This is a genomic window from Halorubrum trapanicum (assembly GCF_017873555.1).
GTDB lineage: Archaea > Halobacteriota > Halobacteria > Halobacteriales > Haloferacaceae > Halorubrum > Halorubrum trapanicum.
Map to the genome: position 1 here is coordinate 192,787 of NZ_JAGGKE010000004.1, position 24,646 is coordinate 217,432.

A 24,646-nucleotide genomic window follows, 5' to 3' on the forward strand; every position below is an offset into this window, starting at 1 on the left:
ATTTAGCGGTCCGGAGACGGCCGCGTCGCGGCCGCGTCCGGCTCCCGCTCCGACTCGTCGGGCGCGCCCGTCACCGAGAAGTCGAACGCGCCCGCGACGAAGCCGCCGCCCGCGAGCGTGACGGCGTTTTTCAGCGCGTGGTCGAGCGCCGCCGCGGCGAGCGCGGTCTCGGCCGGGATCGGCGTGGTCGCGACGACGATACCGGTGAACGCCGCCTCGTACAGCCCGATCCCGCCCTGCGAGAGCGGCAGCACCTTCGCGAGGTTCCCGGCCGAGACGGCGAGGGTCCCGACGACGAGCAGCGTTCCGGGGTCGACGCTCCCCCCGAATCCGCCCACGAGCGCCGCGAGGACGAGGACGGCGGTCACGGCGTCTACCGCCCACACGACGCCGCTCGCGAGGAACACCCGGACGACCGCGCCCCCGTCGGCGGCGACGACGCGGACGGCGGCGCCGAACCGGACCGCGGCGTCGACGACCCGCGAGAGCCGGGACCCCTCGACGCGGTCGCGGAGGGCCGGGCCGAACCGACGGTCGCTCCGCGCGACCGCGACGGCGCCCGCGGAGAACAGCGCGGCCGCGAGGGCGGTCCCCGCGGCGGCCGCGACCGCCCGCCCGGACCCATCCGGCGCCACGGTCCGGCCGTCGACGAGCAGGGCCGCGAGCGCGGCGCCGCCGAGCGCGCCGAGCGCGACCAGGTCGAAGGCGCGCTCGACCGCCAGCGACGCGATTCCGGTCGGGTAGGGGACGCCGCGCCGGTCGTTCAGCAGGTACGCGCGAACGCCGTCTCCGGCGCGCGCGGGGACGATCAGGTTCGCGGTCTGGCTCGCGAACACCGTCGCCGTGAGGAACGCCGTGCGACACCGGTACCCCATCGGCGCGAGCACGTCGCCGTACCGCCGCCCGCGGACCGGCCACGAGGCGAGGTAGACGGCGAGCGCCGCGAGGAGGAGCGACGGGTCCGCGGCGACGGCCGCCCCGACGACGGCCTCGACGTCGAGGGTCCGCGTCAGCACCGCGCCGCCGACGGCGAGGACGAGAACCGTCCCCGCGACCGCGAGCGATCCCCGAGGGAGACGCTCGCGGAGGCGACGGAGGCGCTCGCGGAGCCGAGCGACGGCGACGCGTGGGTTCATCCATTCGTTTAGGCCGCCCTAAAGAATAAAACGCTGGCGGTTCGCGGAGGCGAAACGGAGGGGTACGGACCCGGCCCGGCGCAACACGTTTGTTCGTGAACCGCGAAATACCACGCATGAGCGCGAACGAGGCGGACGCCGACGCCGCGGGAGACGACGTGCGGATGTGGCTCGTCGAGCGCACCTACTCCGACGACGAGCAAAACATGGTGATCCTCACGTACGCGACGCCCGACGGCGAGCGCTACTTCCGGAAGGAGCGCGCGCTCACCTCCTTCGCCGACGTGCGCGACACGACCGCCGCCGTCGACGCCGACCCGGCGAACGTCGGGAGCGTCGACGACCCCGCCGACCGCGAGCGGTACGCCGCCGAAGCGACGCGGATGGCCCGCGCCCACGACCCCGACGACGTGATCTGAGTCGCGTCCCGAGCGGCCTCGCGGGTCGCGTCCGGGTCGGACTCGCGAGCGGTTCGGACCAGCACATCCTTTTGGGCGCGCGGTCCCAACGCTCGCCCGATGCGAGCCACCCTCGAAACGCTCGGAATCGCCCTCCTCGTCGGCGCCGCCCAGGCCGTCCTCGGCGTCGTCGGTCTCGCGGGACTGTTCGCGCTGTCGGCGCCCCTCTCCGTCGCCCCGTGGACCCTCGTCACCAGCGTGTACGCGCACGGGTCCGTCGGCCACCTGCTGGCGAACGCCCTCGCGCTGCTGCTCGTCGGTCCCCTCGTCGAGCGCCGGACGACCCGCGGCCGCTTCCACGCGTTCGTCGTCACCACCGGCGTGCTCGCGGGCGTCGCACAGGTGACCGTCGGGAGCCTGCTCGGTCCCCCGGCCGCCGTGTTGGGGATCAGCGGCGCAGTGTTCGCGCTCGGCGGCTACCTGCTCGCGGGCAACGTCGTGAGCGCGACGCTGTTCGACCGGCTGCGGCTCTCCCCGCGGCTCCAGCTGCTCCTGTTCGGTCTCGTCGCCGTCGTCCTCACCGCGACGACGGCCGCGCCGGGCGTCGCGCTCGTCGCGCACGCCACCGGCGCGTTCTGCGGTCTCGTCGCCGGTCGCGTCGGGCTGCTCGACGTGCGGTAAGCGGGAGGCGGACGCACCGGACGGAGGAAATCGACGACGCCACCGCTGGCCGCGTCGAAAAACGGAAGGGGTGAAAGAGAAACGCCCTAGCGCTCAGTCTTCGAGAACGATCTCGATGCTGACGTCGTTCGGCACTTGGACGCGCATGAGCTGACGGAGCGCGCGTTCGTCGGCGTCGATGTCGATCAGACGCTTGTGGACGCGCATCTCCCAGTGCTCCCACGTCGCCGTCCCCTCACCGTCCGGGGACTTGCGCGACGGGATCTCGAGCGTCTTCGTCGGCAGCGGGATCGGGCCCGACAGGGCGACCCCCGTCGAGTCCGCGATCTCGCGGACGTCGTCGCAGATGTCGTCGAGGTCCTCGGGGCTCGTGCCGGCGAGGCGGACGCGTGCCTGCTGCATCGATTATCGCTCGTTGACTTCGAGCACCTTGCCGGCCGCGATGGTCTGCCCCATGTCGCGGATGGCGAAGCTGCCGAGCTCCGGGATCTCGCCGGACGGCTCGATGCTGAGCGGTTTCTGGGGTCGCACGGTGACGACCGCGGCGTCGCCGGACTTGATGAAGTCCGGGTTCTCCTCGGCGACCTCGCCCGAGGACGGGTCGATCTTCTGATCGATCGACTCGATCGTACAGGCGACCTGCGCCGTGTGGGCGTGGAAGACCGGGGTGTAGCCGGCCGTGATGACCGACGGGTGCTGCATGACGACGACCTGCGCCTGGAACGTCTCGGCGACGCTCGGCGGGTCGTCGGCGGGGCCACAGACGTCGCCGCGACGGATGTCGTCCTTGCCGATGCCGCGGACGTTGAACCCGACGTTGTCGCCCGGCTCGGCCTTGGGCACCTCCTCGTGGTGCATCTCGACCGTCTTCACCTCGCCGCCCACGTCGGACGGCTGGAAGGAGACGTTGTCGCCGGTGTTGAGAATCCCGGTCTCGACGCGTCCCACGGGGACGGTCCCGATACCGGAGATGGTGTAGACGTCCTGGATCGGCAGGCGGAGCGGCGCGTCCGTCGGCGGCTCGGCCTCCGGCAGGTCGTTGAGCGACTCCAGCAGAGTCGGCCCGTCGAACCAGTCGGTGTTCTCGGACGTCTCGGCGACGTTGTCGCCCTCGAACGCCGAGATCGGCACGAACGTGGTGTCGTCGGTCGCGAAGCGGACCTGGTTGAGCAGGTCCTCGACCTCGCTGACGACCTCCTTGTAGGAGGACTCCTGGTAGTCGACCAGGTCCATCTTGTTGACGCCGATGATGAGCTCGTTGATCCCGAGCGTGCGGGCCAGGAACACGTGCTCGCGGGTCTGGGGCGCGACGCCGTCGTCGGCCGCGACGACGAGCACCGCGTTGTCGGCCTGCGAGGCGCCCGTGATCATGTTCTTCACGAAGTCACGGTGACCCGGACAGTCGACGATGGTGAAGTAGTACTCGTCGGTGTCGAACTCCTGGTGGGCGATGTCGATCGTGACGCCGCGCTCGCGCTCCTCGGCGAGGTTGTCCATCACGTAGGCGAACTCGAAGCCGCCCTTGCCCTTCTCTTCGGCTTCCTCGCGGTGCTGCTCGATTACGTGCTCGGGGACGCTCCCCGTCTCGTAGAGGAGGCGACCCACGAGCGTACTCTTGCCGTGGTCGACGTGGCCGATGATGGCCAGATTCTGATGCGGTTTGTCACTCATGGGGTAATCACGCGCTAAGGCGCTCTGTGAGTAAGTTTCGGTTGATTCCACTAAAACGGTTTCGATACGGCTTACAGAGTATCGCGCCGCCGTCAAGCGATTCTCGACAACGCGGAGCACGCCACGCCGCCGCACGGAGGCGACTGTGGCCGGGCCGACAGGGGGTCTCGAACGACGAGTCCGACTACTCCAGTCGCCCCACGTCGCCGAGGACCGCGCTGGCCGTCTCGGGACCGCCCGCGCCGCGGCCGGAGATGTTGAGCCGGCCGGCGTGGGAGGTCTCGATCTGGACGATGTTCTGCGTGCCGGAGACCGCGAGCGTCCCGTTCTCGGGGACGAGCCGCGGCGCGACCCGGACCGTCTCGCCCGTCGCCTCACCGATCAGCCGCACCGTCCGCCCGTCCTCGGCCGCGAGCCGGAGCGCGGAGCCGGGCACGTCGCGGATGCCCTCGACGTCGGCGTCGTCGAGGGTGAACTCCCGGGCGTCCGCCGGGTCGTCGACCGCGCCGAACGAGAGGACGTTCGCGAGGATCACGCACTTGAGCGCCGCGTCGGTCCCGTCCACGTCGAAGGAGGGGTCCGCCTCCGCGACGCCGAGGTCCTGCGCCTCCGCGAGCACGTGGTCGTAGTCGAGGCCCTCGGCCGCCATCCGCGTCAGGATGAAGTTCGCCGTCCCGTTGAGCACGCCGCGGACCGCGGTGACGTGGCCGGGTTCGATGTCCTCGACGGTCGACACCGCCGGGATCGCGCCGCCCACCGTCGCCTCGAACCGGATCCCGCCGTCGCTGTCGTCGACGGCCGCCCGCAGGTCGCCGAACCGCTCCGCGACCGGTCCCTTGTTCGCGAGGACCGCGTGGCGGTCGCGCTCCAACGCGGTTCGCACGTGCGAGAAGCCCGGCTCGGCGTCGCCCAGCGTCGTCGGCGTCGCCTCCACGAGGGCCTCGTAGTCGGCCGCCAGCGCGTCTTCCGGGTCGTCGTCGCCGACGATCCCGCGTTCCGCTTTCCGCGCGACGACGGCGTCGGGGTCGACGCCGACCGCGTCGTCTCCGCCGGCGCCACTGCCCCGGCCGCCCGTCCCGTCCGCGACGACCGCGCTCGACGAGTCCGCGACCGCGACGACCTCGTGGCCGTACTCGCCGGCCAGTTCGACGACCGAGCGCCCGACCGCGCCCGCGCCGATCACGGCGAGTCTCACGCGTCCACCCCCGTGAGCGGCTCGACGACGCGGAGCTCCTTCTCGGCGGCGAGCTCGCGGACCGCCGCGAGCGCCGCGTCCGTCTCGCCCGCGCGGGCTTCGAGCCGGAGCCGCGCGCTCGACGCCTCCTCGGTCCCCTGCGGCGCCGCGAGCGACACGTCGGCGACCGACGCCGACTCGCAGGTCTCGATCCGCGAGAGCGTGTCGGAGAGGTCGGTGTCGATGAGGTGGCCGAAGAGGAGGATCGTCACCTCCTCCGCGTAGCGCTCCGTCCCCGCCTGCATCACGTTCACGCCCTCGCTGCGGAGCGCGTCGACGATCTCCTCGAACCGGTCCGGCGTCGCCTCGAAGTCGACCTCGACCGGGATCCGCCCGCGAGGCGTCTTGTTCCCGCGCTCGTGGTAGATCGACAGGAGGTTCCCGCCGTTGTCCGCGATCGGGTGGAGCGCGGCGAGCAGCTGTCCCGGCTCGTCGACGAGTTCCAGCCGCACCGTGTGGGTCGAGGGCGTCGCCGAGGCGCGGCCGCCGTCGGGAGACGGTCCCGAGTCGGCCGGATCGAAGTCGTCGACCGCGTTCTCAGGCGCCCCGTCCCGACGATCGCTCACGCCGCCACCTCCGGCGGCGCGCGACCGTCGAAGCGGGACGGACGCCGGCACGGTCCTGTCCCCGACGTGGAGCGATGGTTCGGTTGCTCCGTCGCGGTACACCGGGGGGGAGTCGTGCCCGTCTGCATACCCGAACGGAGTCGGACGATCCGGTATAAGCCTTCGGCGGGGGCAGGCGTTGCCTCGCTCTCTCGTCTGCCAACGCGGCACACGGTGACGGGGGAGTCCGAGGTCGAGGAAGCAAGGATCGGCCGACCGTGGGGAATAGATGCGCGTCGAGACGACCACAGTTATAGAGACTAGGAGGCGAATACACCCGCCTTCAGGCAGGTGATGAAGCCGACATGATGGGAAGCAGTCCACTAGTCGAATGTCTCTCCCGAGTTTCACATACGGAGATTTAACCGACAGGCCGCTCTATACGGAGCTAGGAATCGGTCGGAACGGAGCGGATTCCGAACCGTCCTTCGGAGGCGGCCTGTCCGCCCGCGTAACGAGGCAGTATCTGAAAGGCCAGTTGGTGAACGCTACATCCTCGAAGGGTGTGTCTGTGCCGACTGCTCAAAGCAAACCAGACGATACCCCCAAGTTCGTTGATGCTTGCCGGCGTCCCCCTGGCAAAAACAACACTGGGACGCCGTACACGGTCGAGGATAGGGGTAACGGCCAGTTGGCATGGCCAGCAGTCCACCAGTCCGACACTATGGGACTACCCGTGCCAGAAAGGTCTGGTAGTCAACTGACTGGACTGTAAACCTGAAACTCCCACCGCTCGGGATTCCTCCGCGTTCACGCGGAGGAGGATGTCAAGTGACGGGAGGCTGTCGCGAGGATGTGAACTCCCTCCCCGCCGTTCGTCGACAGCCGCGACGCGCTCGCTCGCACCGCATCGGCCGCCGTCGCCCCGAGGTGAGGTAGCGATGGGGGACGACGGACTGAGCGTTAGCGGGCCGAAGACGACGCGCGGCGCGGTCATCATGCTGATCGTCGGTCTCGCGGCGACCGGCTACGGCGCGTACGACTACACCCAGCAGTCGAACGCCGTGGACGACGCCGTCGAGGTCGACGCGACGATAACCGAACTGGACGTGGAATCGACCTCGACCGGAAGCAGTACCGACGTGAGCTACCGTCCGACGGTGCGGTTCACCTACGAGCACGACGGAACGACCTACGAGAGCACGAACGTCTTCCCGTCGGCGATCTCGCCGAACTACGGCACCGAGTCGGCGGCGCGGTCGGTGATCGAGGCGTACGCCGTCGACGAGTCCGCGACCGCGTACGTCGATCCGTCCGACCCGAACGGGGCGTTCCTGAGATCACAGACGTCGAACGCCCCGCTCGTCGCGGTCGCGGTCGGACTGATCTTCGCACTCGTCGGCGGGCGGTCGGCGATCCGGTAGATCCGTTCTACCATCCGATAGATCCGTCGCTACTATTCGGTAGATCTGTCGCTACCATTCGGTAGAGCCGTCGTGCCGGTTGAGCGCCGAAAGAACCGAGAGAGACTGCAGAAAGTCTCAGACCGCCGCGAATCGCAAACCGCGGACCGCGTCGTCGACTTAGAAGTAGTCGATCGACTGCGGCAGTTCCAGCTTCATCCCCTTGCGCTCGCGGATCTCCATGATCTTCTCGCGCTGGAGGTTGTCGACGAGCACGCGGAAGCCCGCGTTCTCGGTGTTCCACGAGGCGCGGCCCTCGGTTGCCGAGCGGATGTCGGAGGAGAAGCCGATCATCTCCTCGACGGGCGCGATGCCCTCGACGACCATGAGGTCGCCCTCCTGGTACATGTCGTCGACGCGGCCGCGGCGGCCCTGGATCTCGCCGGACGCGGCGCCCATGTGCTCCGAGGGCACGTCGATCCGGACGTCCTGAATCGGCTCCAGCAGGCGGACCTCGCCGTCGATCAGCGCGCGGTGGACCGCGTCGCGGACCGCCGGGATGACCTGCGCGGGACCGCGGTGGATGGTGTCCTCGTGGAGCTTCGCGTCGTGGAGGCGGAACAGCGACCCCTGGACCGGCTCGGCGGCCAGCGGGCCGTCGTCGAGCGCTTCCTGAAGCCCCTCCAAGACGAGCTCCATCGTCTCGTTGAGGTGCTGGATCCCCTTCGTGTCGTCGATGAGGATGTTGGTCCGGTGGATGTCCTCGACGTTCTGGGAGGTGTCCTTGTCCATGCCGGCGTCCTGCAGCGCCTCGCGGCGCTCAAGCTCGGGCATGTCCATCGAGACCTCGCCGAGCTGGATGGCGTCGACGATCTCCTGATCCATCGGCTCGACGGTGATGTAGAACTTGTTGTGGCGGTTCGGCGACTGCCCCTCGACCTCGCGGGAGGCCTCCTGGGGCTGCTCGCGGAACACGACGATCGGTTCGCCGGTGATGACCGGGATGCCCTGGTTGTCGCGGATCCGCTGGGTGATCACTTCGAGGTGAAGCTCACCCTGTCCGCTGATGAGGTGCTCGCCGGTGTCCTCGTTGATCTCGATCTGGATCGTCGGGTCCTCCTTGGCGACCTGCTGGAGCGTCTCGATGAGCTTCGGCAGGTCGTCCATGTTCTGGGCCTCGACGGACTTCGTGATGACCGGCTCGGAGATGTGTTCGATCGACTCGAACGGCGTCATCTCCACGGAGGAGACGGTGGAGCCGGCGATGGCGTCGCGGAGGCCGGTGACCGACGCGATGTTCCCGGCCGGGACGCGGTCCACCTCCTCGCGCTCGGACCCCATGAACAGCCCGACGCTCTGGATGCGGTTCTTGCCCGCGGTCCCGGAGACGTACAGCTCCTGGCCCTTCTCCAGCGTTCCGGAGAAGACGCGGCCCGTGGCGATCTCGCCCGCGTGCGGGTCCATCGAGATGTCGGTGACCATGAAGACGACCTCGCCGTCCTCGTCGACCAGCCGCATCGTGTCGGCCAGGTCGGACTCGGGGTCGCCGCGCCAGATGCGCGGAACGCGGCGGGGCTGGGCGTCGACCGGGTTCGGGAAGTGCTCGCAGACCATGTCGAGCACGACGTCCGAAAGCGGCGTCCGCTCGTGGAGCTCCTGCCGCTTGTCGTTCTGTTCCAGCTCCATGATGTCGGCGAAGTCCATGCCGGTCCGCTGCATCGAGGGCATCGAGACGCCCCACTTGTACAGCGCGGAGCCGAACCCGACCGTGCCGTCCTCGACGGAGACGGTCCAGTCCTCGGGGATGTCGTCCATGTTCTCGGCCATCCCGCGGATGAGCTCGTTGACGTCGGCGATGACGGAGAGGAGCCGCTCTTGCATCTCCTGTGGGCCTTCCTGAAGCTCCGAGATGAGGCGGTCGACCTTGTTGATGAACAGGGTCGGCTTCACGCCCTCGCGGAGCGCCTGCCGGAGCACCGTCTCCGTCTGGGGCATCGCGCCCTCGACGGCGTCGACGACCACCAGCGCGCCGTCGACCGCGCGCATCGCGCGGGTGACGTCGCCCCCGAAGTCCACGTGGCCCGGGGTGTCGATGAGGTTGATGAGGTGGTTGGTGTCCTCGTACTCGTGGGTCATCGAGACGTTCGCCGCGTCGATGGTGATCCCGCGCTCCTGCTCGTCCTCCTTCGTGTCCATCGCGAGCTGCTCGCCCGCGGTGTCCTCGGAGATCATGCCGGCGCCCGCCAGCAGGTTGTCGGAGAGCGTCGTCTTCCCGTGGTCGACGTGGGCGGCGATGGCGATGTTCCGGATGTGCTCCGGGTTGTCCATCAGCCGCTCACATTCCTGAACGATCTTCTTGCGTCGGCCCATTATACCGAGTGTTACCGAAAGGAGGGTCAAAAGGGTAGTGTTTCGTCGCGGCCGTTTCGCGGGGGATCACCCCCGATCCCCGGCGATTTCGTGTCGACTGGTGTCACGGAACGAGAGGCGAAGCGGTCGGTCTCGCGGTCGTCGACGCGACCCGCGACCGGCGGAACCGCCCGCGAGCATCGGCGCGGTTTTAAGTTCTGACTCGGGAAACGTGAGGCATGAACGAGACGCTCTCACGGCTCGTCGACAGCGGCGTGGTCGCGGTGCTGCGCGGGGTGCCGGCCGACCAGCTCATCGAGATCGCGGAGGCGCTGCGCGAAGGCGGCGTCACCGCCGTGGAGATCACCGCCGACACGCCGAACGTGGCCGAGAAGCTCGGCGAGGTCGCCGGCTCCTTCGGCGACGAGGTCGTGGTCGGCACCGGGACGGTCCTCGACAGCGAGACGGCGAGAACGACCCTGATGGCGGGCGCGGAGTTCGTCGTCTCGCCGAGCCTCCACGAGGACGTCATCGAGACGTGTAACCGCTACGGCGCCGTCACCGCGCCCGGCGTGATGACCCCGACCGAGGCGATCCGCGGCTACGAGGCCGGCGCCGACTTCGTGAAGGTGTTCCCCGCGAAGACCGTCGGCCCGGACCACCTCGGCGCGATGAAGGGACCGCTCGGGCAGATCCCGATGATGCCGACCGGGGGCGTCGGCCCGGACAACGCCGCGGACTACATCGACGCGGGCGCGTTCGCGGTCGGCGCCGGCGGCGCGCTCGTCGACTACGACGCCGCCGAGCGCGGCGACTACGAGTCCATCACGGAGACCGCCCGCGAGTTCACCCGCGTCGTCGAGGAGGCGCGCGACGATTAGAACCGGGGTGACCTCGGTTCGATCGGCAACACGACGCGGGCAGCCACCGCACACTTCGCAAAAGTCCCTGTCACGCGCGCGAGACCCCGCCAATGACAGGGGTTTTTTGAATCGACTCCGTGGGTGGGGCATGGATACCGACGGTTGGCCGATTCTCGATTCGGCCATCGAACACGAGAACCCGTACTTCAGCGTCGAGCGGTTGAACGTCAGGCTGCCGACCGGTCGCCCGAACGACTACTATCGGATTCGAATCGAAAGCGAGGGCGCGATCGCCGTCGGAACGCACGACGGCCGGCTCGTGCTGGTAGAGCTGTATCGGCCGCGTCTCGGAGCGTCGTTCGTGGAGTTTCCCGGTGGCGGGATAGACGAGGGAGAGGATCCGAAGACGGCAGCAGTCCGGGAGTTCACGGAAGAGACCGGCTACGAAGCGGACGGCGCGGAGTATCTGGACTCGTTTTATCACAGCCCGTGGAACAGCGCAGAACAGCACGTGGTGTGGCTGGGCGAGACGGAACCGCCGGAGGGCGAGTGGGAGGAGAGCGAGTCGGAAGTGCGGTCGGTGATAGAGGTGTCGCCGTCTGAGGTGTTCGAACGGATACTAACGGAGCCGACCCCGAGTTGGAGCGTCTCACCGCTGGTGCTGGCGTGGCGGGAGGGACTGATCGACCTGGACGAACCCCAACGATGACCGACAGCTCGAAGGACGAATCCCCGGACGACGGCTCTGACTCCGAAGGCGAACACCGAGTCAAACTGCGTCGCTGCGATCCGCTTCAGCGGGCCGCAGACGAGGGAAACGACCAAGAAGAGCGAGTGATGGACGCGCTTCTCGTCGACTACCAGACCGCTTCGGAGGAGGCCCGGTACCGCGACCGCCTGATAACCCAGACGTTTTACCTCGCGTTCGTGGTCGGAGGGTTACTCCTCAACGGGGCGATCACGATATTCTCCGACCTCTCGGTGACACCGAGCGGGAGGTACTTCGCTCTCGCGTTGATCTGCGGTCTCGGGGCGGTCAGTTTCTTCCTGCTACTCGTGTTCGCGGATAGCTTTCGACACAGTCGCGACAGCGCCTGGGCGAGGCGAGACGAGATCGAATCGTACGTGCGTTCGAGGTATCCGGCCGTGCTGGAGACGAACAGGAGCATCACGGACTCCCTCTCGTTCGGCAGCTACGAATACGGTACAGAGAAATCGTACTTCGCCGGGGTGTCGGCGAGCAAGTGGGTTCCGCGGTTTTTCCAGTTTTCCATTCTCCTGTGTGTTCTCGGATTCCTCGCCGCCGTCTCCCTCCTCGTTCGAAGCGTCGGAGTCGGACTACCGTGACAGACACAGCGGTCACGTGGTCGTCGACACGCCGAGTGTCCACGGAGATGTCCGTCGAGACGCGCGCGGTCCCGCCGGCGCATGCGACGCCGCCAAGCGCGTCGACCCCACCATGGCGTTCCCCGCTTTAATGCCATGACACACTATACCATATATACAAGCGTCTGAGACCACAACTGAGGGTGACTTCCAGTCCGTCAAAGAGAGGCACACCTGTCTGGAAGTCACCCCGAAACGCTATCAGTACCCAACTACCAGTCGCTCACCGTCACTTTCCCTGCCGGGGAGATCGACCCCGGCGCCGCGGGGCAGACCGCGGCGGCACGGGGGTCGTCCACGACAATTACATGAAGTCGGCGATGCCGGACTGCTTGTTGGTGTCGTCCTCGAAGATCGACTCCAACGACTGGTCTAACACCTTCAGCCGCTGTTTCGTGTAGGGCCGGCAGTCGAACCGCTCCGCCACCTCGATGGCGGTGTCGACGTACTTGCTCACCGACCCTTCGTGGACCGTGAGGTTCACGCGGCCGCCGCACTCGCGGCACTCGCCGGTCAGGGGCATCCGGCGGTACTTCTCGCCGCAGTCGAGACAGCGCGTCTCCTGCCGCGAGAACGCCCGGAGGTTCCCGATGATGTCGGGCAGGAAGTGGTACTCGATCACGCGCTCGGCCACGTCGGTCTCGTCGACCGCGCGCAGCTTCCGGGCCAGCTCCAGCTGGGCGTCCATCTTCTCCATCATGTCGCCGAGCGTCTTGTACGCCGAGAGATCCGGCCCCATCGCGATGTCCGTCGTGTCATGGGTGTGGTCGAACCCGTGGTACTCGTCGTCGGTGCCGAGCGTGTCCTCGCCGATCTGGATCAGCTCCTCGACCTCCTCCGGGTCGGCCAGCTCGCGCGACGCCTCGTACAGCTCCAGCGGGTACTCCCGCACGATGTCGACGTTGTGCGCCTCGTCGTCGATCTCCGAGGGGTCGATCCGCGAGGACATCACCAGCGGGGCGTCCATCCGCCCGCCGCGCTGGTCCGGCAGAAATTCTTTCGAGAAGTTGAGAAGTCCGTCCATGAGAAGCATCACGCAATCCTCGTCACCGTCGCAGTTCCGACGCTTCGCGGCGTGAAAGTACGGATGAGCGTATCCGACTGCCGCCGAAGTAAATCCTATCACTCTCCCGACAGTCGCGGCGCTCGTGTGGGGCGCCATCCCGAAGACGAGCTCGCCGACGAGGTCGTCGCGCTCGTTCACCTCGTAGAAGCGGTCGAGTCCGTAGAACTGTTCGAGCAGGTCGTCGACGAAGTCCGCGGTCTTGAGCATGTGCTCGGCCGCGCCGTCCGAGAGGACGATGTCCTGGACGCGGAGTTCGACCACCTGGTCGTCGTGGCGCAGCGGCTCATCGTCGATGTCGGTCTCGTACCCCAGTTCGCGGAAGTGGTCCGCGGTGACGTCGAGCTCCTCGGGCCGGACCGCGGTGACGGGGAGATCGGTCATGTCGTACCGGACCGTGCCGTCCTTGAACGACGTGACGCCGTTCTTCGCGCGGAGGACGCCCTTCTCGATCGGCTCGGGCGTCTTGTTCCGCGAGGTCAACCCCTGAACCCCCTTCAGGATCTCGAAGGCGGACTCGCGCTCGCCGACGGTCTCTAACGCGGAGCGGTACGCGTCGTTCACGTCGACCTCCTGGTAGCTCGCGGCGGTCACCTCCCACTCGCAGTTCGGGCACTCGACGCGGCCGGCCTCGTCCGGCTCGCAGACGGTGCCGCAGTCGTTACACTCGTAGTGCGGCTCCGTGTGCGTCTCGCAGTCGGGACACAGGGCGGCGTAGGTGTGCTCGCCGCAGTCCGGGCAGACCCGGTCGGAGACCTGAAGCTCGTGCCGTCCCCGATGGCCGGTGTCGTCCATCACGTTCGCCGCCTCGGCGACGTCGCGCTGCGGGCCGCCCGCCTCGTTGATCGGGAAGAGGGTGTGGACCGCGGGGGACAAATCGCGGCTCTCCGACTTCTCGGGGCGGCCCATCCGGTTGCCGATCCGGGTCGGGGCGCGCTCGCGCACCTCGAACGGGGCGACCTCGTTGACCGCGCGGACCGCGTTCTCGCCGTCGGCGTAGCCCCGGGCCGCGGCCGAGAGGTCGTCCGCGTGCCACCCCTTCCGGAGGCCGTCGTCGATGCCGAGCGAGCGGGCGAGCGGGCGCCACGTCGGAATCCGGAGCGCGTCCGGGGTCGCCGCGTGTTCGATCAGCAGCGACTCCAGCGCGTCCCGAACCGGCTCGGTGCGCTCGACCGCGAGGACGCCCTCGACCACGTCGCCGGCGGCGACCGCGTCGGCGAGCGCCTCGAACGCGTCGACAGAAATGTCGTGCCAGAGGTAGGTGTACTCGGGGTGAAGCGGGCAGTCGTACTCTCGCGCCCACGCGAGCGCCTCGTCGACGGCGGGGTGTTCGAGGTCGACGTGCGGGTCGTCGCGCAGCGCGCGGACGTCGGCGCCGGCCGCCTCGAACTCCTGGACCCACCACTCGGGCGCGTACGACGCGGGCGCGAGCGGGTGGTTGTTCTCGACGAACTCCCCGTAGTTGACGAGGTACTCGCCCAGATCGAGCACCTTCTCGATCCCGTTGCGGATCTCCTTCGCCTCCTCCGGGTCGTCGATCCGCCGGACCTCGCCGTTCGCCAGTCTGACCGTCGGCCCCTCGATGGAGTCGACGGGGACGACGCCGTGGGCCTTCCCCGGCCGCTCCGTCTTGATCTGCGTCCCGGCCGCGAGGAAGTCGTCGACGATGTGCATCGTCGCGGGGTGGACGCCGCCGGTCGCGAACCCGTGGTTACGCGCGCGACCGTACCGGAGCCGGAACCCGCCCGCTTCGCTCGGGTGGGTGAACACCGGCCGCCCCGCGATGAGGTCCCGGAGGAACTTCTGTGAGGAGTCGGCCCGGAGCGGTCCGGCCGCTTCGTCTTCGGTCGAGCCGTCGCCGGCGGCCTCGTTCGCTTCCGCGTCGCTTTCGGCGTCGTCGCTCCCTTCGTCGTCGGCTTCCGAGTCCGATCCGTCGCCGGCGGCGTCCCCGTCGCCCGCGCCGTCCTTCCCGATCGTCCCGTCGATCAGGTCCTGGAGCCACGGCCAGTCGACCTCCTCGAGATCGCGGGTGTACCGCTGGATCTTCGGGGCCTTCAGCGCGATCCCCTCGGCGGCGACGAGGCACATCCCGCCGCGCGCGGAGTTGGTGTCGACGCGTTCGAGGTCGCGGAACCCCGAGACCTCCTCGTCGCTCGTCGCCTCCCCGTCGAGCATGACCGGGATGTGCTTGGCGATGAACTTCGACTCCTTGTCCTTCGGCGTGTACTGGAGGCCCGTCTCCTTGTCGTAGAGGGCGATCTCCTCGGCGTAGCGCTCGACTTCGACGTCGCGGGGCTTGTACTCGTCGACGTCGAGCAGCGACCGGGCGTAGTCGGCGACGAGCACCGACAGCGCCTGCGCAGTCCCGCCCGCCGAGCGGATCGGACCGGCGTAGTAGACGTTGACGAACTCGGTGCCGTCGTCGTTCTCCAGCAGCTCGACGCGGTCGATCCCCTCGATCGGCGCGGCGACGACCCCCTCGGTCAGCAGCGCGACCGCGGTCCGGACCGCTCCCTCGATTTTCCCCTCGCGGGAGTCGTAGTCGCCGACGTTGCCGTCGACGAAGTCGGTGACCAGCTCCAGGGCCGCCTCCTCGCGGGACATCTCGCCCTCCAGGTCGCGGACCCGCTCCGCGACCCCGTCGATCCCGAGGATGTTCTCGACGCGGTCGGCCATGTCGCGGGCGACCGGGATCTCGATCTTCGGCTCCGGATCGCGGCCCTGCTCTTTGGCCGTCTCCGCCACGTCCCACGCCTCGTCGAGTCGCTCCTCGATCCGCGCGAAGTAGCGTTCGTCGTCCGGCCTCATCGCGCCTCGGTCGCAGACGGTGCGCGGTGCGCGCGTCGGGTCACAGCCACAGGTCCAGGTCTGTGGCCTCGTCGTGCGAGCGCTCCAGCGGCTCCGCGAACGCGCGCAGGTGACACTCGCCGGCCCAGACGGTCGCCGAGTCGAGGTGGCCCGCGAGCGCCTGTCCGCTCGGCCGCGAGAGCACGACGTGGGTGTGCGCGAACACGTCTCCTTCCAGCAGCGAGACGTTGCCCACGCAGGCGGCCACCTCCAGCGGCTCGTCGAAGGTGACCGAGCGGTACTCGGTCTCCTCCTGGTCGTAGAACCAGACGTCCGCGTCCTGGACCGCGCCGAGCGCCGTGAACCAGCCGGCCTCGACGTCCTCCGTGCGGGCGAGGCTCTCTATCTCCTCGCGCCAGTCGGCGCCCGTCTCGAACCGCGCGACGTACTCCGCGGTGGGTTCGACCTCGCGATGGTACATAGCCATGTCCCACGGCGGCCGGGGAGAAAAAGGCTTCAGTCGGACCGAGCGAGACCGGCGGATAGAATTTTGTATAGCGACATACGATTTAACCAGCGGCGAGAGGGAGGCACGAGAGAATCGACCGAAGAGCCGTTATAACGCGTCTGAACCGCTAAAACGCCCCATTATCGGCAAATAGCGATGCGACTCGCGGAACGGAAAGAGAGGAGAAGCGCGTCGGATTCGAGCCGTCTCAGAACGGGGCCTGCGGGCCTTCGTCGTCGCCGCCGTCGTCGCTCGTCTCGCCGGGGAAGGAGGGGGACATCCCGCCGCTGCTGGTGCCGCCGAGGTCGCCGTCGGCGCCGGCGGCCGCGCCGGTGTCGGCGTGGACCGTCTCGATCTCGGGGATCTCCTTGACCATCCGAGATTTGATCGCCTGGATCGTCATCGGCGAGATACCGCAGCCGGAACAGGCGCCCCCGAGCTGGACCGTGACCTCGCCCTTCTCGCGGTCGAGGTGGGCGATGGCGGCGCTCCCGCCGTGCATCTGGATCTGCGGGAAGTTGCGCCGCAGGAAGTTCGTGATCCGCTCGCGGAGGTCGTTGTCCGCGTCAGTCGTGTCCGTGCTCATACCTGCGAGTTGGCGGTCGGCGGGCTTATGCCTTTGGTTCGGGCGGATCCGGACGGGCTAGCGCCCCCGTCTCTCACTCCGGACGATCGGCGCCGAGGGTCCGGTACAGCTCGGACTCGATCCGCTCGACGTACTCCTCCAGCGTCTCCTCGAACGTCTCATCGTCGACCGCGACGGCGCCGCGGATGCGCTCGCGGGGGTTCTCGGGGAGTTCGACGCGGAACTCGCCGTCCTCGTAGAACGGCTCCGACTCGTTGAGCACGGTCTGGTCGATCCCGTGGATCAGCTCCGAGTCGTACCGGTCGTTCATCTGGTTGAACGCGTTCTTGTACGCCCGCTGGAGTTCGTTGAAGTAGTTGGCGTACTTGTCCTCGAACTTCTCCGGGTCGAACTCGTCGGCCATGTCGCGAGCGAGGGTCCGGCGGGAAAAAAGGCGGTCGATCGCCGCCGAGACGCCGAAATCGGTGGAGCGCTCGCGCCGTAGGTCTGAGAGAAGGTTTGAGCGGCGCGGCAGAAATAAATTGTATTTCGCTATATAGAATCTACTGGTCTGGAAGTTGAGACTGGTACTCTCAATGCATATGTGTTCAGCCCACACCATCTCGAACGTTGTTTTCACCTTCGGGAACTTCACCGGCGTATCGCCTTTCTACCGCACCGATTCTGATTCAGATAGGTGATGGTACTGCTGTACCCAAGGTTCGACTTGATTCCAGAGTTTCGAGGGCGTTGCCGAGAGAAACATATTAGTGCTCTCTTGTATAAGCTACTGCTAATATGGTGGGAGATGCGATCACTGACGGAACCACGAAAGATACGGAGACATGCTGTACACCGCTCGAAGATGTCGACTCGGATGCGATGGCGACAGACCTCCGAGTACTGACCGCGATGGGGAATGACACACGATACGAACTGCTTCGCCGAATTTCGAACGCCGATGACGGCGTCTGCGTCTGCGACCTCGAAGCCGCGGTCGGTGTTAGTCAGAGCGCCGTCAGCCAAGCGCTCTCGCGATTGTACACCGCAGGACTTGTCACGCGCCGCAAAGAGGGATCCTGGCGGTACTACGAACCGACTGAAACGACCACGGCCCTCCTTGACACCCTCGACGATCTGCGGGGTTCCCATGAGTAACGATACTAATACGGTGGCCGGTGACCGCGACCCCGAAGAGACCCGTAAGATGGTGCGCGAACGCTACGGAACTATCGCTTCGGACAGTCAAAATTGCTGTGGCGACGTCGGCATCGATACCACCGACGACGGTGGATGCTGTGACGGCACCGAAGGAGCGTCCGGGAGCGAACGCCTTGGCTATGACGCCGACGATGTCTCGTCTGTCGCCGAGGGCGCAGATCTTGGCCTTGGGTGTGGAAATCCGAAGGCGTTCGCCGAGATGATGCCCGGCGAGACAGTGCTTGACCTCGGCTCAGGGGCGGGCTTCGACTGTTTCCTCGCTACAGAGGAGGTCAGCCCGGATGGCAACGTTATCGGTGTCGATATGACACCAGAGATGGTCTCGAAAGCGAGGGAGAATGTTGCGAAGAACGACGCTGACAACGTCGAGTTTCGTCTCGGCGAGATCAGCCATCTCCCCGTTGCAGACGCGACTATCGATGTCGTCATCTCGAACTGCGTCGTCAACCTCGCCCCGGAGAAACAGTTCGTGTTTGACGATGTCTACCGCGTTCTCAAGCCCGGCGGCCGCGTCGCCATCTCAGACGTCGTCCAAACCGCGCCGTTCCCCGATGACGTCGCGATGGACCCGGACTCGCTAACTGGCTGCGTCGCCGGTGCGTCGACCATCGAGAATCTCGAAGCGATGCTCGATAGCGCCGGCTTCAAAGCGATCGAGATCGCGCCGAAGGGCGAGAGCACCGAGTTCATCAGCGATTGGGACGCCGATCGCGATCTCGGTGAATATCTCGTCTCTGCCACTATCGAGGCTCGGAAGCCGCCACAGAACCCCTGACTCACCGAAAGTAACTGACAGACTGGTCCAGAGGAGAATTTTTCGATTGGAGGGACGAACGAATCCTCTGATTACGTCTATGCTACGGTTCGTCCGGATAGAACTCGTCGAACAGCGCCTTGACGCGTTGCTCTATGTCGTCACGAATCTCGCGGACAGTGTCAAGGTCTTGCCCATGCGGATCGTCTAACGCCCAGTCTCGAACGTCGACGTTCTCGGCGTCCAGTTCTAGCGTCGAACAGCCCATCGTGGCGACGACATCGCACGATTCGAGCTCGTCAGTCGAGACCTTCCGAGGCGTTCGGTCAGAGAGGTCGATGTCTCGTTCTTGCATGACCGTGATCACTTCCTCGTGGACGTGTTCAGCGGGATGTGTACCGCCGGTGAGAATCTCGAGAGTATCCCCTAATTCACGGAGATCACGTTCCCGCTCGGCGAACGCAGCTGACATCTGGCTTCGTCCCGCATTCTGTACACACACAAATCCAAACTCAGTACCTCACAAAGCCGGTTAGTTGAGACGTCTGCTTGCTGCGAATGTGCCTAGCAAACAGCAGCAAGCAGACAGTGAACTCCACGAAGACCAACTCCTTAACTTCCTCGTCAACCGGCTTGACGAGGAAGTTTCCCTGAACCTCGCCAACAACGCTGAACTCGACGCTGAGGACATCTACGAGGTCCTCGTCGGCGCGACCGCCGACGGGACCTCGATCTCTACGCTGTGCAACTCCAGCGAAGACTCACCATCAGCAAACACGATCCTCTACCATCTGCGGACGAAGTTCGAGCCGGAACGGCTCGAACGAGTCGCTAACACGCTTCTTCGACGAGACATCGTCGAACTGCTCCCCGAGCAGGTGGAGGTCTGCGCAGACCTCCACCTGCGGCCCTACTACGGTGACGAAGAGGACACAGACGGCCTCTACCACTCAGAAGCAAAGCGGGGAACCACCGCGTTCCACGCTTACGCGACACTCTACGCGCGTGTGAAGAACAAACGCTACACGCTGGCGGTGCGCCGTCTCGAAGACGGCGACACCGCCAGCAGCGTCCTTGCTGAGTTCCTTGGTGTTCTCGACGGCCTTGACACCGAGGTCAAGGCCGTCTACCTTGATCGTGGATTCTACGATAGCAAGTGTCTCACGCTGCTTCAGGCGCACAACTACGCCTACGTGGTCCCGATTATTCAGTGGGGTGAGGCGATTCAGCAGGAACTCTCGGAAGGCTGGAGTCGCGTCATTCAACACGACCTGACAGGGAAACTCGACGGTCACAGCTGGACCGTCGAGTTTCCCGTCTACATCGACTGCACGTACCTGAACGGGAAGTACGACGACCACGGCGTGGCGCGTCACGGCTACGCCGCTGACGCGCCGTTCATCGAGACACCACGCGACGCTCGATACCACTACTCGAAACGCTTCGGTATCGAGTCGAGCTATCGCTTGTCCGAGCAAGCGATAGCGACGACAACGACACGAGACGAGACGGTGAGACTGCTGTACGTCGTGGTGAGCCTGCTGTTGCAGAATGCGTGGCGGTATCTCCACTACGAATATGTGGCGACGCCTCGCCGAGGCGGGCGTCGCCTCTGGTGGTGGCCATACAAGGAGTTCGTCAATATGGTTCGGCGGGCTGCGTGGACGGCCCTCGCGGTGCGTCGGGCCGTCCCCGCGAACCGGCCACCTGATGACCGGTTCCACCGGTAGTCACTGACCGAGCAAGCGTCTTCGCAAGTGGCAACGCTGTCGCGTCGGCGGCTAAACGCCGCCGACAGCGACAGCTCCGCCTTCGATCAGTGCTGTCCAACTGCTATCGACGACTTATCACGGCACAACAGGTGACTCAGATTCGGCTAACTTGCGATGCTTTGTGAGGTACTGAAACTTAACGGGTGATGCTGTATCCATAGATAACCTCCTCTTTTATACCGTGTTAAGCGCTCCTATGAGTGTTACTTTTCAATATATATTGCTCAGTAGCCATCGTATCGAATGCTGGCTATTACCGACCAGTGAGAGTTACTTCGTCGATGGGCCATGTCGATAACTCTTGTTTCCGATCAAAGCTCCCGCGATCCGTCTAGGGCGATGAGGACGGCGTTGGCGCGTGCTGTCGCTCGATATTTCCGCCACTTCCCCTCTTTTCGGCGAGTGATGAGTCCAGCGTCAGTGAGTTGGGACAGCGCATGGCTGATCGCGCTGTCGCTGACGTCGAGCAACGGCGCAAATTCACAGACGCAAAGTTCCTCGCCAGCGATGTGGAGGATACGAACGATCTTGTACCGGGTCTCGTTCGCGAGCGCCGATAGCAATCCAACGTCTTCGTCCAGCGCAGGCCCACCTGCGGCCGCGTCGATCTCTTCGAGTTCAGATAGACGCTGGCATACCTCCTCATCGCCACATCCACCTCGTTCGTCGGCGAGGTACCGTTGTAGCCGCTCGGTTGAGGACATACACTTCGATTGAGCAGATAACGAATTAAGTATTCTGGACCGACCCGCGCACTTCTTGTACTCAACTCTGACTCCATCACTTTAGGACTCTATAAGATATACTGTAGACTCTATCGACAGCACGGAACCGATATAACGCGTAGAAATACTTGTATCAGCGTATTTCTTCTATTTTGAGTCCTTTCTACGTCTATGCGAGTCAAAGGCCTTATGAATATGATTGAATAATCCCTCAATTGAATGCGATGGAAAAAGGCCACCGATATGATCCGTGACCGCCGCACTGCCAGCCGGACAATTGATAAAATACTCTTTCCCGAGCAATGACTGAACTCACCCTGTACGAGGAGGCGATGTGTTGCTCCACCGGCGTCTGTGGTCCTGACCCCGACGAAGAACTCGTTGAAGTCAGTGCCGCCCTCGACCAACTCGAATCGGAATTTGAGGATGTCGATGTCTCGCGGGCGAACATGCAGCACAACATCGACCAGTTCCTCGAGACCGAGTCCATCTCCGACTTGGTCGAGGAACACGGTCCATCGATTTTGCCGATCACTGTCGTTGACGACGAAATTGTCGGCAAGTCCGAGTACCTCTCGTACGACGAACTCGCGGCAGCACTCGAAACCACCACCCAGACACAGGAGGCCTAACGCATGAGCACAACTCCCACCGACGCACGAGCGGTCGTAGAGCCGACAAGCGAGGAGACCGAATTCGTCTTTTTCAGCGGCAAAGGCGGCGTCGGTAAGAGTACCGTGAGCTGCGCGACAGCGACCTGGCTCGCGGACAACGACTACGAGACGCTGCTGGTGACGACAGACCCTGCGCCGAACCTCTCGGACATCTTCGGGCAGGAGATCGGCCACGAAGTCACTGCTATCGACGACATCGAGAACCTATCGGCCATCGAAATCGACCCGGACACGGCGGCCGAAGAGTATCGACAAGAGACGATTGAGCCGATGCGACAGCTTCTCGACGACGAGCAACTCGAAACCGTCGAGGAACAACTCAACAGCCCGTGTGTCGAAGAGATCGCCGCCTTCGATAACTTCGTCGACTTCATGGATAGCCCGGAGTACGATGTCGTCGTCTTCGACACTGCTCCCACGGGACACACCATCCGACTGATGGAGTTGCCCTCCGACTGGAACGCTGAACTGGAGAAGGGTGGCTCGACCTGCATCGGGCCGGCAGCCTCGATGGAGGAGCGCAAACAGAACTACGAGCGTGCCATCGACACGCTTCAGGACGACGAGCGGACTTCATTCGCGTTCGTCGGCAAGCCCGAGGACTCTTCGGTCGACGAGATCGAGCGCAGTGCAAGCGACCTCGGCGAGCTTGGGATCGAGTCCCAACTGCTGATCATCAACAGCTATCTCCCCGAGTCGGTGTGTGAGGATCCGTTCTTCGAGGGGAAGCGGGAAGACGAGCAGGCAGTTATCGAACGCGCACGGACGGAGTTCGGCGCCGATGCGATGGCAACGTACCCACTTCAGCCGGGCGAGATCGCAGGGCTCGACCTACTCGCAGATGTCGGTGGCGTCCTGTACGACGGTGACGAGGCGACCGTCGACGTCGGGACGGCGACCGACGTAGACGCCGAGACTGCGGTCGACTTCGAGTCGATGGTTGACACCGAGGCGGTCGCCGAACAGTTGCAACCGGGCGATGAAACGCGGTATCTCTTCTTCACCGGGAAGGGTGGCGTTGGCAAGAGTACGATCGCTTCGACGGCGGCGACGAAGCTCGCCGAAGCTGGCCACGAAACGCTCGTCGTCACAACTGACCCGGCTGCCCACCTCGAAGACATATTCGGCGAACGGGTCGGCCACGAGCCGACCTCGGTCGGTCAAGCAGACCTCGACGCGGCACGGATCGATCAAGAGAAAGCGCTCGAAGAGTACCGCACACAGGTCCTCGACCACGTCACCGAGATGTACGAGGATAAAGAGGACACCCAGATCGACGTGGACGCGGCGATCGCAAACGTCGAAGAGGAGCTGGAGTCACCGTGTGCCGAAGAGATGGCCGCCCTCGAGAAGTTCGTGAGTTACTTCGACGAAGATGGCTACGACGTCGTCGTCTTCGACACTGCCCCCACGGGGCACACGCTCCGACTGCTCGAACTCCCCTCCGACTGGAAGGGATTCATGGATTTGGGTTCGCTGACCAAGGGTGCCGCGCCCGCGAAAGGCGACCAGTACGACGAGGTCATCGAGACGATGAAGGACCCCGAACAGAGTACGTTCGCGTTCGTGATGTACCCCGAGTACACCCCAATGATGGAAGCCTACCGGGCCGCCGCAGACCTCAAAGATCAAGTCGGGATCGAGACCTCGCTGGTGGTCGCAAACTACCTGCTCCCCGAGAAATACGGCGATAACGCCTTCTTCGAGAATCGTCTCGCCCAGCAGGCGGAGTACCTCGGCGAGATCAGTGATCGGTTCGACGTGCCGATGATGCTCGCTCCGCTACGTCAGGACGAGCCGGTCGGACTGGACGCATTGCGCGCGTTCGGTGAGGAAATAACCGGCTTGGATGACATCACCGAGGATACTGAGCCGGAGGTGACGGCGTCGTGAGCGAAGCCGTGTCGGAAACGACAGCCGTCGAGGAGTCACTTCAGACGTTCATCGAGACGCTCCGTGACTCAGCGACCTATCAACAGTTCGTGGACGCGAACGAACAACTCGAGGCCGACGAGGAGGCAAAGTCCCTACTCGAAGCGTACCAAGAAAAACAGCAGGAGTTGCAGGCGGACGAGTTCGATTCGTCGATTATGAGCAAATTACAGGAGCTACAATCCGAGGTCTCGAACAACGACACCATCCAACAGCACCGAGCAGCACAAGAAGAACTCGCCGCCCTCCTTGAGGAGACGAACGACGTCATCAGCGAACAAATCAGGCAGGAGTTCGCGCAGTCTCTTGGGGGTGGGTGCTGTTGAGCGCCTCCGACAATGAAGTTCTGACCGCCGCTGAAGCGCTCGGTGAAGACCTCGATGTGGCACAATCGGAGGTAACGGCTGACGAGTTCGAGTCGCTGCTGATCGAGTGCAACGAAGCGATCAACGACGGGATTGGTCTCGAGTACGGTGAGGTCTGCGGCGCTGGAAGCGACTGCTGCTAACACCAGTTCTGGTGTTTTCTCAGTATTTCTATATGGCTTCGACCTCTGCGTCCCGGCGCGCTATCTTCCGACAAATCGCACAACGAGAGCACGTTGAGTGGCCAACATATGATTCGACACCGATCTATGATCGTACCTCACTTGCCGGATTACACTCGGACGTTCGGATTGTCTCAGAAACCTGGTTTACGCATCCCAACCATGATTCGGTTGAGCAGTTCGTCCTCGTACTTCCACTGGCCTACTTCAGCTTCGAGGCTCACGATCGCTATACACGCTCGACATGCTACGAGATGGACTCCCTGTTTCGGGTGTTCGTCCTGAAGGAACTCCACGGGTTGGAGCACGAGACAGCACTATACGAGTACCTAGATAACTGCTCTATTGAAAATGGAAGACAGCAACGGGATCACGCCGTAATGAGTTTAGGAAAACGAGGTCGAGAAAGCGGTAATGGGAGTCGCCTTGCTC

At 65.0% G+C, this 24,646-nt stretch carries 25 protein-coding genes and 1 pseudogene; 14 read left to right on the forward strand and 12 right to left on the reverse strand.

Translation table 11 applies throughout. The features are described from left to right. Positions 1–2: 2 nt before the first annotated feature. Positions 3–1,136 (reverse strand): lysylphosphatidylglycerol synthase transmembrane domain-containing protein, encoded by a 1,134-nt coding sequence (locus tag J2744_RS06930; protein WP_209546004.1) that lies wholly within the window; start codon positions 1,134–1,136, stop codon positions 3–5. Positions 1,137–1,252: 116 nt separating this feature from the next. Between J2744_RS06930 and J2744_RS06935 the strand changes: the two genes are divergently transcribed. Continuing rightward, positions 1,253–1,555 (forward strand): hypothetical protein, encoded by a 303-nt coding sequence (locus tag J2744_RS06935; RefSeq protein WP_209546006.1) that lies wholly within the window; start codon positions 1,253–1,255, stop codon positions 1,553–1,555. A gap of 99 nt (positions 1,556–1,654) precedes the next feature. Beyond that, a complete protein-coding gene (locus J2744_RS06940) occupies positions 1,655–2,215 on the forward strand; it encodes a rhomboid family intramembrane serine protease (RefSeq protein WP_209546008.1) in 561 nt (186 codons plus the stop codon). A gap of 93 nt (positions 2,216–2,308) precedes the next feature. Here the strand turns inward: J2744_RS06940 and rpsJ are convergent, their stop codons facing one another. From rpsJ to J2744_RS06960, 4 genes are all read right to left on the reverse strand, one after another. Next, positions 2,309–2,617: a 30S ribosomal protein S10 gene (rpsJ, locus tag J2744_RS06945; protein ID WP_004048854.1), complete on the reverse strand. Its 309-nt coding sequence runs from the start codon at positions 2,615–2,617 to the stop codon at positions 2,309–2,311. A gap of 3 nt (positions 2,618–2,620) precedes the next feature. Then, on the reverse strand, positions 2,621–3,886 hold the full coding sequence (tuf, locus tag J2744_RS06950; RefSeq protein WP_209546010.1) for a translation elongation factor EF-1 subunit alpha: 1,266 nt from the start codon (positions 3,884–3,886) through the stop codon (positions 2,621–2,623). 184 nt (positions 3,887–4,070) lie between these two features. Next, on the reverse strand, positions 4,071–5,081 hold the full coding sequence (locus J2744_RS06955; protein ID WP_209546013.1) for a homoserine dehydrogenase: 1,011 nt from the start codon (positions 5,079–5,081) through the stop codon (positions 4,071–4,073). Continuing rightward, complete coding sequence (locus J2744_RS06960) at positions 5,078–5,686, reverse strand: amino acid-binding protein (RefSeq protein WP_209546015.1); 609 nt, start codon at positions 5,684–5,686, stop codon at positions 5,078–5,080. The genes J2744_RS06955 and J2744_RS06960 overlap by 4 nt, the downstream gene beginning before the upstream one ends. 920 nt (positions 5,687–6,606) lie before the next feature. Between J2744_RS06960 and J2744_RS06965 the strand changes: the two genes are divergently transcribed. Then, complete coding sequence (locus J2744_RS06965; RefSeq protein ID WP_209546017.1) at positions 6,607–7,089, forward strand: DUF3592 domain-containing protein; 483 nt, start codon at positions 6,607–6,609, stop codon at positions 7,087–7,089. Between the two features lie 159 nt (positions 7,090–7,248). Here J2744_RS06965 and J2744_RS06970 read toward each other — a convergent pair whose 3' ends face one another. Beyond that, positions 7,249–9,438 (reverse strand): elongation factor EF-2, encoded by a 2,190-nt coding sequence (locus J2744_RS06970; RefSeq protein ID WP_209546019.1) that lies wholly within the window; start codon positions 9,436–9,438, stop codon positions 7,249–7,251. Between the two features lie 218 nt (positions 9,439–9,656). Between J2744_RS06970 and J2744_RS06975 the strand changes: the two genes are divergently transcribed. The 3 genes from J2744_RS06975 (at position 9,657) to J2744_RS06985 (ending at position 11,627) form a co-directional block, all read left to right on the forward strand. Beyond that, positions 9,657–10,298, forward strand: a complete 642-nt coding sequence (locus tag J2744_RS06975; protein WP_209546022.1) for a bifunctional 4-hydroxy-2-oxoglutarate aldolase/2-dehydro-3-deoxy-phosphogluconate aldolase — start codon at positions 9,657–9,659, stop codon at positions 10,296–10,298. Positions 10,299–10,428: 130 nt separating this feature from the next. Next, positions 10,429–10,989: an NUDIX hydrolase gene (locus tag J2744_RS06980; RefSeq protein WP_209546024.1), complete on the forward strand. Its 561-nt coding sequence runs from the start codon at positions 10,429–10,431 to the stop codon at positions 10,987–10,989. Further along, positions 10,986–11,627 carry a hypothetical protein gene (locus J2744_RS06985; protein ID WP_209546026.1) on the forward strand — a complete coding sequence of 214 codons (642 nt, stop codon included), beginning with the start codon at positions 10,986–10,988 and terminating at the stop codon, positions 11,625–11,627. Before J2744_RS06980 ends, J2744_RS06985 begins: the two co-directional genes overlap by 4 nt. A 343-nt stretch (positions 11,628–11,970) precedes the next feature. Here the strand turns inward: J2744_RS06985 and J2744_RS06990 are convergent, their stop codons facing one another. From J2744_RS06990 to J2744_RS07005, 4 genes are all read right to left on the reverse strand, one after another. Continuing rightward, entirely contained in the window at positions 11,971–15,537 is a 3,567-nt protein-coding gene (locus J2744_RS06990; RefSeq protein WP_209546034.1) for a DNA polymerase II large subunit, read from the reverse strand. A 40-nt stretch (positions 15,538–15,577) separates the two neighbouring features. Beyond that, positions 15,578–15,997: a PPC domain-containing DNA-binding protein gene (locus J2744_RS06995; RefSeq protein WP_209546036.1), complete on the reverse strand. Its 420-nt coding sequence runs from the start codon at positions 15,995–15,997 to the stop codon at positions 15,578–15,580. Between the two features lie 235 nt (positions 15,998–16,232). After that, the gene (locus J2744_RS07000) at positions 16,233–16,610 is read right to left on the reverse strand and encodes a NifU family protein (RefSeq protein WP_209546038.1); all 378 of its coding nucleotides are present in this window, start codon (positions 16,608–16,610) and stop codon (positions 16,233–16,235) included. Positions 16,611–16,683: 73 nt separating this feature from the next. Continuing rightward, on the reverse strand, positions 16,684–17,013 hold the full coding sequence (locus J2744_RS07005) for a DUF5783 family protein (RefSeq protein WP_209546040.1): 330 nt from the start codon (positions 17,011–17,013) through the stop codon (positions 16,684–16,686). A gap of 374 nt (positions 17,014–17,387) precedes the next feature. Here J2744_RS07005 and J2744_RS07010 point away from each other — a divergent pair, with 374 nt between their 5' ends. Further along, positions 17,388–17,747, forward strand: coding sequence for an ArsR/SmtB family transcription factor (locus tag J2744_RS07010; RefSeq protein ID WP_245203235.1), 360 nt, complete (start codon positions 17,388–17,390; stop codon positions 17,745–17,747). Beyond that, positions 17,740–18,585 carry an arsenite methyltransferase gene (locus tag J2744_RS07015; RefSeq protein WP_209546042.1) on the forward strand — a complete coding sequence of 282 codons (846 nt, stop codon included), beginning with the start codon at positions 17,740–17,742 and terminating at the stop codon, positions 18,583–18,585. The genes J2744_RS07010 and J2744_RS07015 overlap by 8 nt, the downstream gene beginning before the upstream one ends. 82 nt (positions 18,586–18,667) lie before the next feature. Here the strand turns inward: J2744_RS07015 and J2744_RS07020 are convergent, their stop codons facing one another. Further along, positions 18,668–19,066, reverse strand: a complete 399-nt coding sequence (locus tag J2744_RS07020) for a low molecular weight phosphatase family protein (RefSeq protein ID WP_321169793.1) — start codon at positions 19,064–19,066, stop codon at positions 18,668–18,670. A 58-nt stretch (positions 19,067–19,124) separates the two neighbouring features. On the opposite strand from J2744_RS07020, the gene J2744_RS07025 reads away from it, so the two are divergent. Next, positions 19,125–20,294, forward strand: a complete 1,170-nt coding sequence (locus J2744_RS07025) for an ISH3 family transposase (RefSeq protein ID WP_209546052.1) — start codon at positions 19,125–19,127, stop codon at positions 20,292–20,294. 353 nt (positions 20,295–20,647) lie between these two features. On the opposite strand, the gene J2744_RS07030 is transcribed toward J2744_RS07025, so the two are convergent. Continuing rightward, positions 20,648–21,040, reverse strand: coding sequence for an ArsR/SmtB family transcription factor (locus tag J2744_RS07030; RefSeq protein ID WP_092562732.1), 393 nt, complete (start codon positions 21,038–21,040; stop codon positions 20,648–20,650). A 323-nt stretch (positions 21,041–21,363) separates the two neighbouring features. Here J2744_RS07030 and arsD point away from each other — a divergent pair, with 323 nt between their 5' ends. The 5 genes and pseudogenes from arsD to J2744_RS15585 all read left to right on the forward strand — a co-directional run. After that, positions 21,364–21,693, forward strand: coding sequence for an arsenite efflux transporter metallochaperone ArsD (gene arsD / locus J2744_RS07035; RefSeq protein ID WP_209546056.1), 330 nt, complete (start codon positions 21,364–21,366; stop codon positions 21,691–21,693). Between the two features lie 3 nt (positions 21,694–21,696). Further along, positions 21,697–23,628, forward strand: a complete 1,932-nt coding sequence (gene arsA, locus J2744_RS07040) for an arsenical pump-driving ATPase (RefSeq protein ID WP_209546067.1) — start codon at positions 21,697–21,699, stop codon at positions 23,626–23,628. Continuing rightward, a complete protein-coding gene (hcsL, locus tag J2744_RS07045; RefSeq protein ID WP_209546069.1) occupies positions 23,625–23,993 on the forward strand; it encodes a halo-CC-star protein HcsL in 369 nt (122 codons plus the stop codon). Before arsA ends, hcsL begins: the two co-directional genes overlap by 4 nt. After that, the gene (gene hcsS, locus J2744_RS07050; RefSeq protein WP_209546071.1) at positions 23,984–24,175 is read left to right on the forward strand and encodes a halo-CC-star protein HcsS; all 192 of its coding nucleotides are present in this window, start codon (positions 23,984–23,986) and stop codon (positions 24,173–24,175) included. The genes hcsL and hcsS overlap by 10 nt, the downstream gene beginning before the upstream one ends. Before the next feature lie 32 nt (positions 24,176–24,207). After that, a pseudogene (locus J2744_RS15585) lies at positions 24,208–24,646 on the forward strand (hypothetical protein); the annotation flags it as partial.

What these genes read in the sequence shown, in the direction of transcription:
- J2744_RS06930 (WP_209546004.1), bottom strand. Translation starts at nt 1,136, where the DNA reads ATGAACCCACGCGTCGCCGTCGCTCGGCTCCGCGAGCGCCTCCGTCGC.
- J2744_RS06935 (WP_209546006.1), top strand. Translation starts at nt 1,253, where the DNA reads ATGAGCGCGAACGAGGCGGACGCCGACGCCGCGGGAGACGACGTGCGG.
- J2744_RS06940 (WP_209546008.1), top strand. Translation starts at nt 1,655, where the DNA reads ATGCGAGCCACCCTCGAAACGCTCGGAATCGCCCTCCTCGTCGGCGCC.
- rpsJ (WP_004048854.1), bottom strand. Translation starts at nt 2,617, where the DNA reads ATGCAGCAGGCACGCGTCCGCCTCGCCGGCACGAGCCCCGAGGACCTC.
- tuf (WP_209546010.1), bottom strand. Translation starts at nt 3,886, where the DNA reads ATGAGTGACAAACCGCATCAGAATCTGGCCATCATCGGCCACGTCGAC.
- J2744_RS06965 (WP_209546017.1), top strand. Translation starts at nt 6,607, where the DNA reads ATGGGGGACGACGGACTGAGCGTTAGCGGGCCGAAGACGACGCGCGGC.
- J2744_RS06970 (WP_209546019.1), bottom strand. Translation starts at nt 9,438, where the DNA reads ATGGGCCGACGCAAGAAGATCGTTCAGGAATGTGAGCGGCTGATGGAC.
- J2744_RS06975 (WP_209546022.1), top strand. Translation starts at nt 9,657, where the DNA reads ATGAACGAGACGCTCTCACGGCTCGTCGACAGCGGCGTGGTCGCGGTG.
- J2744_RS06980 (WP_209546024.1), top strand. Translation starts at nt 10,429, where the DNA reads ATGGATACCGACGGTTGGCCGATTCTCGATTCGGCCATCGAACACGAG.
- J2744_RS06985 (WP_209546026.1), top strand. Translation starts at nt 10,986, where the DNA reads ATGACCGACAGCTCGAAGGACGAATCCCCGGACGACGGCTCTGACTCC.
- J2744_RS06990 (WP_209546034.1), bottom strand. Translation starts at nt 15,537, where the DNA reads ATGAGGCCGGACGACGAACGCTACTTCGCGCGGATCGAGGAGCGACTC.
- J2744_RS06995 (WP_209546036.1), bottom strand. Translation starts at nt 15,997, where the DNA reads ATGTACCATCGCGAGGTCGAACCCACCGCGGAGTACGTCGCGCGGTTC.
- J2744_RS07000 (WP_209546038.1), bottom strand. Translation starts at nt 16,610, where the DNA reads ATGAGCACGGACACGACTGACGCGGACAACGACCTCCGCGAGCGGATC.
- J2744_RS07005 (WP_209546040.1), bottom strand. Translation starts at nt 17,013, where the DNA reads ATGGCCGACGAGTTCGACCCGGAGAAGTTCGAGGACAAGTACGCCAAC.
- J2744_RS07010 (WP_245203235.1), top strand. Translation starts at nt 17,388, where the DNA reads ATGGTGGGAGATGCGATCACTGACGGAACCACGAAAGATACGGAGACA.
- J2744_RS07015 (WP_209546042.1), top strand. Translation starts at nt 17,740, where the DNA reads ATGAGTAACGATACTAATACGGTGGCCGGTGACCGCGACCCCGAAGAG.
- J2744_RS07030 (WP_092562732.1), bottom strand. Translation starts at nt 21,040, where the DNA reads ATGTCCTCAACCGAGCGGCTACAACGGTACCTCGCCGACGAACGAGGT.
- arsD (WP_209546056.1), top strand. Translation starts at nt 21,364, where the DNA reads ATGACTGAACTCACCCTGTACGAGGAGGCGATGTGTTGCTCCACCGGC.
- arsA (WP_209546067.1), top strand. Translation starts at nt 21,697, where the DNA reads ATGAGCACAACTCCCACCGACGCACGAGCGGTCGTAGAGCCGACAAGC.